This is a genomic window from Variovorax fucosicus, from assembly GCF_030316825.1.
Taxonomy (GTDB): domain Bacteria; phylum Pseudomonadota; class Gammaproteobacteria; order Burkholderiales; family Burkholderiaceae_C; genus Variovorax; species Variovorax fucosicus.
This window is the reverse complement of record NZ_JASZYU010000009.1, coordinates 1-8,407: the sequence shown is the minus strand read 5'-3', so window position 1 is coordinate 8,407 and position 8,407 is coordinate 1. Positions and strand designations below refer to the sequence as shown.

7 protein-coding genes are annotated in these 8,407 nt (G+C 64.0%); all 7 read right to left on the bottom strand.

Features of this window, described 5'->3' with window-relative positions; genetic code table 11:
* Positions 1-2,343: conjugal transfer protein TrbE (gene trbE, locus QTI05_RS27695; protein WP_286625024.1), on the bottom strand; the 2,343-nt coding region annotated here is incomplete at its 3' end.
* A gap of 7 nt (positions 2,344-2,350) precedes the next feature.
* On the bottom strand, positions 2,351-2,623 hold the full coding sequence (locus QTI05_RS27690) for a VirB3 family type IV secretion system protein (RefSeq protein ID WP_076196635.1): 273 nt from the start codon (positions 2,621-2,623) through the stop codon (positions 2,351-2,353).
* The gene (locus QTI05_RS27685) at positions 2,620-2,952 is read right to left on the bottom strand and encodes a TrbC/VirB2 family type IV secretion system protein (RefSeq protein WP_076196637.1); all 333 of its coding nucleotides are present in this window, start codon (positions 2,950-2,952) and stop codon (positions 2,620-2,622) included. The genes QTI05_RS27690 and QTI05_RS27685 overlap by 4 nt, the downstream gene beginning before the upstream one ends.
* Positions 2,949-3,941 carry a P-type conjugative transfer ATPase TrbB gene (gene trbB / locus QTI05_RS27680; protein ID WP_239467245.1) on the bottom strand — a complete coding sequence of 331 codons (993 nt, stop codon included), beginning with the start codon at positions 3,939-3,941 and terminating at the stop codon, positions 2,949-2,951. The genes QTI05_RS27685 and trbB overlap by 4 nt, the downstream gene beginning before the upstream one ends.
* 10 nt (positions 3,942-3,951) lie before the next feature.
* Entirely contained in the window at positions 3,952-4,437 is a 486-nt protein-coding gene (locus tag QTI05_RS27675; protein WP_286625023.1) for a CopG family transcriptional regulator, read from the bottom strand.
* Positions 4,434-6,437, bottom strand: a complete 2,004-nt coding sequence (locus QTI05_RS27670) for a conjugal transfer protein TraG (RefSeq protein WP_286625022.1) — start codon at positions 6,435-6,437, stop codon at positions 4,434-4,436. The genes QTI05_RS27675 and QTI05_RS27670 overlap by 4 nt, the downstream gene beginning before the upstream one ends.
* Positions 6,438-6,711: 274 nt before the next feature.
* Positions 6,712-7,599, bottom strand: coding sequence for a LysR family transcriptional regulator (locus tag QTI05_RS27665; protein WP_286539704.1), 888 nt, complete (start codon positions 7,597-7,599; stop codon positions 6,712-6,714).
* Between the last annotated feature and the right edge of the window lie 808 nt (positions 7,600-8,407).

Here is an 8,407-nt window from a genome sequence, read left to right as displayed (position 1 = left end):
TGCGAAGCCCGAGGAAGTGGCGGCTGCGGACACGGCGTCGATGGCCCGTTGGTCTTCGGGTGTGGACGCTCCGGCAAACGCCAGCGCCACCGGCCCCAGTCCGAGGTCGAAAACCCGGTTGCCCAGCCGCGACTGGTAGTAGTAGTCGCGTTTGGGTTGCGCAGTCGCGACGATTTCCATCTGCCGCCCGTTGAGTCCGAAACCCTCGTAGATCACCCGAATCTGCGGCTCGGTCGCCTGCGGGTTCGGCAGGAAAATGCGGCTTGCGCAGCTCTCCACGATGGCCGGCGCAATCGTCGAATCCTTGATGTCCGCCAGCGACTGCGTGGCGAAGATCACCGAGACGTTCTTCTTGCGAAGCGTCTTGAGCCACTGACGGATGCGCGAGGCGAACACCGGGTCGTCCAGGAACAGCCAGGCCTCATCCAGGATCAGCAACGTAGGCGCGCCATCGAAGCGCTCGTCGAAGCGGGAAAACAGGTAGCCGAGCACCGCCAGCACTGCCGCCTTGCTGTGCATCAGCTCTTCCATCTCGAAGCCCTGCACGGATGAGGAGCCGAGTCGGTCCGTATCAGCATCGAGCAGTTTGCCGTGAGCGCCACCCAGCACGTAAGGCTGCAGAGCCTGCCGCAGTGCGTTGGACTGCAGCAGCACCGACAAGCCGGTCATGGTGCGCTGTTCGACGGGCGCGCTGGCCAGGCTGTTGAGCGCGGACCAGACAGCATCCTTCTCGGGCGGGCCGACGGCAATGCCTTCCTGCAACAGCCGGCCCTCGATCCACTCAGCCGCCCAGGTGCGATAGCCGTGCTGGTCGATGCGGGCTAGCGGCTGGAAAGCAATGGCTCCTTCAGCGCCCAGGTCATAGTGCTCTCCACCGAGCCCCAAGATTGTGGCCCGCATAGAGCGCCCCATGTCGAAGGCGAAGATGCGCGAGTCCGGGTAGCGGCGAAACTGCATCGCCAGCGTCGAGAGCAGCACCGACTTGCCCATGCCGGTTGGTCCGACGATCAGCGTGTGACCCACGTCGCCGATATGCGTGACCAGACGAAACGGCGTGGCTCCATCGGTTCGGGTGACGATCAACGGCGGGCCATCAAGATGCGCATTGCGCTCCGGACCGGCCCACACTGCCGACACCGGCATCATGTGCGCAAGGTTCAGCGTTGAAACAATCGGCTGTCGCACATTCGCATAGGCATGGCCCGGCACGGACGACAACCAGGCATCGACCGCGTTCAGGGTCTCGGGAATGGTGACAAAGCCGCGGCCCTGGATGGCTCGCTCCACGGCACGCAGCTTCTCGTCGGCCGCCGTGGCGTCGGCGTCGAGCACGGTCACTGTGGCCGTGACGTAGCCGAAGGCCACCTGGTCGCTACCCAGCTCCTGCAGCGCCGCGTCGGCATCCGATGCCTTGTTCGAGGCATCGGAATCCACCAGCGGGCTCTCCTGCTGGAAGATGGTCTCGCGCAGCAGTGCGACGATGTTCTTGCGCTTGGCGAACCATTGGCGGCGCAGGCGCCGCAACTCCTTCTCTGCTTCGGCCTTGTCCAGGCACAGGAATCGCGTGCTCCAGCGGTAGGCGAAGCCTAAGCGGTTCAGATCGTCGAGCAGGCCCGGCCAAGTGGAGGTCGGAAACCCGCGAATCGACAGCGCCCGCAGGTGCTGATTTCCGAGCATCGGCGCCAGACCGCCCACTAACGGTTCGTCGGCCAGCAGCGCGTCCAGATGCATGGCTACCTCGGGCACGGCCACCGCATGCCGGCGCGTGGACACGCAGCCATGCAGGTAGGTCAAGGTCTGCGCGTCGTCGAGCCATGAGATCTCCGGCATCACGCCGTCGAGCAGACCGAAGAGGCGTTCGGTCTCGGACACGAAGGTTTCGAGCCGCTCACGCCAATCCACGCCTTCGGACCGGTGGTTCTCATAGAGCATCCGGGCCGCGCGGGCCGTCGACTCCTCAGGCGGCAGGTACAGCAGCGTCACGTGGTAGCTGCTTTCGAAGTGGCTGGCGTCCTCCTCGAAAGCGGCACGGCGTTCTTCGTCAACCAGCCACGAGAGCGGCTCGGGAAAGCTCGAATCGGGATAGTCAGCCGCTTCGCGTCGCACGGCGTCGACGAACAAGGCCCAACCGGAGCCGAGACGCCGTAGCGCGTTGTTGAGCCGCGCCGACGTGGCGACCAACTCTCCTTGTGTCGCGCTGTCCAGGTCCGGCCCCCGGAACCGTGCCGTGCGCTGGAACGAGCCATCCTTGTTGAGCACGACGCCGGGCGCCACCATTCCGGCCCACGGTAACCAGTCGGCCAGCAACGCGGGGCGCTTGCGGTATTCGGTGAGATTCAACATCGTGACCTCACACGTCCAGCAACTGCCGGTGCTTGATGTGTCGCGCGAAGACCTGCATGAATTGCGGGTCCAGGCGAGCTCCCCAGACGGCGAGCGAATGTCCGATGACCCATAGCCCGAAGCCGGGAAGCCAGAGCTGCAGGCCCAAGCCGACTGCGGCGGCCAGCGTGCCGTTGGCGATCGCCACGGTGCGCGGTGCCCCACCCAGCAGGATCGGCTCGGTCAAAGACCGGTGCAGCGGCACCTCGAAGCCGGCCAGACTTCCGATGGTGGAGTTCATGCCAGCACCGCCCCGCCCGTGAAGCTGAAGAAGGTCAGGAAGAAACTGGACGCGGCGAAAGCGATCGACAGACCAAACACGATCTGGATCAATTTCCGGAAGCCGCCGCTGGTGTCGCCGAAGGCTAGGGCCAGGCCAGTCGAAATGATGACGATCACTGCAATGATCCGTGCCACCGGTCCCTGAATGGATTCGAGCACCGATTGCAGCGGTGCCTCCCAAGGCATGTTCGAGCCGGCCGCATGCGCGGGCAGCGCCACGGCGAGCAGCAGCGCCGCTGCGGCGGCAACGTAGAGAAGCGGTTTTGCGGAAACGCGTGAAGTCGTCATGAAGGATCTCCTGTGGAAGAAGGGTTGGAAGGAGGAAGCGACGGGAAGAAAGACAGCTCGGTATCGAGCTGGTAGCCGTGGCTGTCATGGCCGACGACGCGCGCGATCTCTCGCACGCGGCGCGAGCGGCCACGGCCGGCAATGAAGACGATGACGTTGACCGCCTCGGCAATCAGGGCGCGCGGGATGGTCACGCTGACCTCCTGCACCAGTTGCTCCAGCCGCGTGAGCGCGCCGTGCGCCGAGCCGGCATGCACGGTGGCAATGCCGCCGGGGTGTCCAGTGCCCCAGGCCTTGAGCAGGTCCAGTGCTTCGGAGCCGCGCACCTCGCCGACGACAATGCGGTCCGGTCGCAGCCGCAAGGTGGCACGCACCAGGTCGGCCATGGTGCTCACGCCCGGCTCGGTGCGCATGCACACATGGTCGTCGCTGCGGCACTGGAGCTCCACCGTGTCTTCGAGGATCAGCACACGGTCGCGCGTCTCTGCGATCTCGTCGAGCAAGGCATTGGCCAGCGTGGTCTTGCCGGTGCTGGTGCCGCCCGCGATGACGACGTTCAGGCGCTCGCGCACCGCGCGGCGCAGGAACGCCGCCTGCTCCTCGGTCATCACGCCATCGGCCACGTAATGGGCCAGCGTCATGATGTGCAGCGCCCGCTTGCGGATCGCAAACGACGGCGCGCGCACGACGGGCGGCAGCACCCCAAGGAAGCGTTCACCAGTCTCAGGCAGCTCGGCCGACAGGATCGGTGCGCCCGGATGCACCTCGGTCCGCACGTGCGCGGCCACCAGCCGGATGATCCGTTCGGCCACTGCGGGCGGAATCGCTGCGCCGGTGGCCTCCCGGCCCGAGCCCAGCCGGTCCACCCAAAGCGAGCCGTCCGGGTTCAGCAGCACTTCGACGACTTCGGGGTCCTCCAACGCGGCCGCAATCTCCGGCCCCATGGCTGTGCGCAGCATGCGGATGCGCCGCTCCAACGAGGCGTCCATGCCGTTCGGATCAGGCAGGTTCACGAGGAACCTCCATGGCGTCGGCATCGGTCCCCGACTGGGCATCCGCCTGCGTCGGGTCAGCTGCAGCGGGTCCAATGTCCTCATGGACTTCGCGCACCAGGCTGCGCCCGCGCTGGATCTGGCGCGCGAGCTGTTCGATGAACTGCACGTAGCGGGCGCGCCCCTGCGCGCGAGCGGCCTCCTGCTGTCCCTCGGGAACAGGGATCGAGACCGTCAAGAAGTAGCGGACGTAGAGCGCCACCGTCTCGATCAGCACGTTCTGGTCGCGCTCCAGGCGGTCGAACTGGCGTGAAAGCTGGTCCAGGCGTTTGGCGATGGCGGCCTCACGCTGGTCCTCCCCATCGGGCGAGAGGAACGAAGCCAGCGCCGCAGCGATCACGGCGGACTTCGACACGCCCTTGTGCGTCGCGATCTGGTCCAGACGCTTCGCGTGCTCCGGCTCGATGAAGATGTTCAGCCGGGCGCGGGTCATAGCGCGATCCCGTCATCAGGGTCCAGTGCGACCAAACGCGCGGTGCGCATCAACTTCCGGTCCACGTCTTGCGGCCGCAGCGGCACGTCGTCTTCGTCATCAAGCACCAGCAGGCCCTCGCCGTCAGGCACCAAGGGCGCATCGGCGGTGAAATCCAGTTCGGGTTTGAGCTGGTGGCCACCCTCGTCGGCAAGACCGCCCGCATCGCCGCCAGAAGAAGTCGACAGTGCAGCCAGCGGTGGCAATCCGCTCCAGTCGTCAGGGCGCGTCGCGGGACGGTCCGCGTACGCGCCGGCAACCAGCACGGGCGCGGGCAGGACGCGCGTGGTGAAGTTCCGGTCCTGGTAGTACCGCAGCTTCTTCGCCTTGATCGGCGGATGGCCGGAGACCATCACGACCGCGTCGTCCTGCGGCAACTGCATCACCTCGCCAGGCGTGAGCAGAGGACGGGCCGTCTCCTGGCGCGACACCATGAGGTGGCCGAGCCATGGCGCGAGCCGGTGCCCGGCGTAGTTGCGCTGGGCGCGCAGCTCGGTCGCTGTGCCAAGCGCCTCGGAGATACGCTTGGCCGTGCGCTCATCGTTCGTCGCGAACGCGATGCGCACGTGGCAGTTGTCCAGGATGGAGTGGTTCTGGCCGTAGGCCTTGTCGATCTGGTTGAGCGACTGCGCGATCAGGAAGGCACGCAGGCCGTAGCCCGCCATGAAAGCCAGTGCGGATTCGAAGAAGTCCAGCCGCCCAAGCGCAGGGAACTCGTCCAGCATCAGCAGCAGCTTGTGCTTGCGTGCAATGCCGTCTGAGCCGTCCAGCGACTCCGTCAATCGCCGGCCGACCTGGTTGAGGATCAAGCGAATCAGCGGCTTGGTGCGGCTGATGTCCGAGGGCGGCACGACCAGGTAGAGCGAGACCGGATGGGCAGCCGAGATGAGGTCGGCGATCCGCCAGTCGCAGCGCGAGGTGACTTCGGCGACCGTGGGGTCACGGTACAGGCCCAGAAAACTCATCGCGGTGGATAGCACCCCCGAGCGCTCGTTGTCGCTCTTGTTCAGCACTTCACGTGCAGCCGAGGCGACGACGGGATGGACCTCTTCACCCAGATGCCCGGTGGTCATCATCCGGTGCAGCGTCATCTCGAATGGGCATGCCGGATCGGACAGGAAGTTGGCCACACCGCGCAGCGTCTTGTCCTCGCCGGCGTAGAGCACGTGCAAGATGGCACCGACCAGCAGGGCATGGCTGGTCTTCTCCCAGTGGTTGCGCCGCTCCAACGCGCCTTCAGGATCGACCAGAATGTCGGCGATGTTCTGCACATCTCGGACTTCGTACATGCCTCGCCGTACTTCGAGCAGCGGGTTGTACGCTGCAGACTTGGCGTCAGTCGGGTTGAATAGCAGGCAATGCGAAGACCGCGCGCGCCAGCCGGCAGTGAGGTTCCAGTTTTCGCCCTTGATGTCGTGGATCACTGCCGAGCCTGGCCAGGACAGCAGAGTCGGTACGACCAGGCCCACACCCTTGCCGGAACGCGTCGGAGCAAAGGCCATCACGTGCTCTGGACCCTCGTGGCGCAGGTATTTGGCGTCCCTGTGCGCGGTCTTGCCAAGGAACACACCGGCAGGCCGAGTCAAGCCGGTTTCGGCAATCTCCTCGTTCTCGGCCCATCGAGCGGAACCGTAGGTTGTGACGTGCTTGGCCAACCGTGAGCGCCAGATCGCCATGCCAATGGCCGCGCCCGTGGCCAGCAATCCGCTCGACGCGGCGATGACCCCGCCGCGCTCAAATACCTCGGGTGCATAGGCACCATAGAAATACCACCACTCGAAAAGCTTCCACGGCTGGTAAACCGGCGAATGCGAAACGCGGAACCAAGGTGGTCCAAGCCTGGCCTGATTGCCAAGCGCATGCGCCGTCCACTGCGTGCCAGTCCATAGGCCGGCGAGGGCGATACCCAGCACCACAACAATCTGTCCGAACAAAATACCGGTCGCACCCCGAGTCGGCATGGGCTACTCCTCCTTTGCGTCTGGATTCCAGCGCGTGCATGCTCCAGCGGCACCGCTTGCCCGAGTTTGGAATCGAGGCCCCAAACCGCACACCCATGGAAGCGCGATGGGGCGGGTTGTGGCGTAAGCTGGCGGAAGAAGCTGGGGCCGTACGACAGAGTTGCGCTTTTAATGCGTTTAACTCGTCAGCGAGTAGCAGCATCGAGGCAACTGCGCGAACTGTCCAAGACCGATCACGCCATGCGGCGCGTCGTAGGAGCGATAGCTGTAACGACTAATGCAAAGTTTTGGTGTGCGCAACAAATCGTTGCAGCGAATGCGGTAGACCGAAGCGCTGGTGTTTGTGCAGCACGAACGTGGTGATACGCTCGTCCTCGTGCAGTGGTACGGCCACAACATCCGAGCGGCACAGCGTGGCAACGTGACCCGCGTCTGCCAAGCCCACTCCCAGGCCTGCAGCGATGCGCGTGAAGTAGCCGCTCAGCGTGGAGGCTTCCCCTGCGAATGTAGGAATCGTCGAGTGGCGTTGCGCGATAGCCCGAATCTGATGCAGAAGGCCCGGCAGCCGATCGGCATGGCAGGACAGGAGCGGAAAGGCCAGCACCTCGGTGATAGGTAGCGTAGGCTGCAATGCGAGTTCATGCCCAAACGGCAGCAGTGCCATGGCGCGGTAACTCCACGCGGGCTGCTGCGAGATGGTGTCGTCATTCGGTAGACCGAATGAAAAGCCTGCATCGAGCTGTTCGCGCTGCAATGCTGCCGCCAACTCCGAAGCACGCATCTCGGTCAGCTCCAGGGGCACCTCCGGGGCCACTTCGCGCCAGCGTACCAAGCACTCGGAAAGTTTGGGTTGCGCGATTCCGTCGGCCACCCCGATTCGCAACGGTGCGCGGAAGCGGACGTCCGTATCGCGTACGGCGCGATAAGTGCGTTCGACGCGGATGAAAAGCTTCCGTACCTCCTTGAGCAAACGCAGACCGGCAGGCGTCAAATGCAACTTGCGCGGGGTGCGGACAAATAACTGCACGCCCAGCTGATCTTCGAGATCGCGGATGGTCCGCGATAGCGGGGTCTGATCGATGTGCACGCGTTCTGCGGCACGGCGAAAGCTAAGTTCCTCAGCGACTGCGATGAAGTAGCGTAGGTGCCGCAGCTCGATCATTGCCACCTCACCGTGTCTGCTAGAAAACGCACGGTGATGAAGGTGGCAAGACGATAGAGAGAAAGCGTCAGGCTAGTGACATCAGTGCGATTCATTTTTTTCACTCCTTGATCTTGCCTTTCGGCAAGGTGCCCTGACTCGAACACGCCAGGTCGACATCGATGCAGTTCACGCCGCGCTGAAAAATGGCTCGATTGGTATCTCTTGCTCCCCCTTTCCGCGGGACCCCGAAGACTCGGCACTGTCGATGCCTAGCCCACAATCCAGTTGTCTTCGCAGTCGGACCTAGTCAACTTGTCTGCATGCGCGAGTGGGGCCTACACACCAAGCACAACAAGGCGAAGCGGGCGGGAGACGCGAGAGTTGAGCATCCACTTCCCTTCCATGGAGACTTATTGGTGGTCGAAGAGCAAATCGCCCAGCAGTCGCGCGACATGCACCGCATCTCGACCGACCCATCGGCGATCTGGGTAACTCGGGTTGTGCTTCGGGAACGAGCTTGAGCGCTTTGAGGATTGACTCGTCCATCCCGTTTGCTTGGCGGATAACGATTCGAAGTTCCTGCGATGGACATACGTGCTCTATACCTACGCATATGCAAAACTCGTACTGCTTCCCCTGCAAAACCGGGGCTCGTGCGGGGCAAGGACTAGAACATCGTATTGCTGTTGGCCGATTCCGCGGGCACTTCCTGGATGACATCCCAGTGCTCGACGATCTTTCCGTTCTCGACACGGAATATTTCGACCGTCGCAAGTTCCTTGCCGAAGAAGAAGCTCTTCGCGTGAATCCAGACGAGGTCGCCCTC

Excerpts from the sequence above, each read along its gene's own strand:
- QTI05_RS27690 (WP_076196635.1), bottom strand. The coding sequence starts at position 2,623 with ATGAACTCCACCATCGGAAGTCTGGCCGGCTTCGAGGTGCCGCTGCAC.
- QTI05_RS27685 (WP_076196637.1), bottom strand. The coding sequence starts at position 2,952 with ATGACGACTTCACGCGTTTCCGCAAAACCGCTTCTCTACGTTGCCGCC.
- trbB (WP_239467245.1), bottom strand. The coding sequence starts at position 3,941 with ATGGACGCCTCGTTGGAGCGGCGCATCCGCATGCTGCGCACAGCCATG.
- QTI05_RS27675 (WP_286625023.1), bottom strand. The coding sequence starts at position 4,437 with ATGACCCGCGCCCGGCTGAACATCTTCATCGAGCCGGAGCACGCGAAG.
- QTI05_RS27670 (WP_286625022.1), bottom strand. The coding sequence starts at position 6,437 with ATGCCGACTCGGGGTGCGACCGGTATTTTGTTCGGACAGATTGTTGTG.
- QTI05_RS27665 (WP_286539704.1), bottom strand. The coding sequence starts at position 7,599 with ATGATCGAGCTGCGGCACCTACGCTACTTCATCGCAGTCGCTGAGGAA.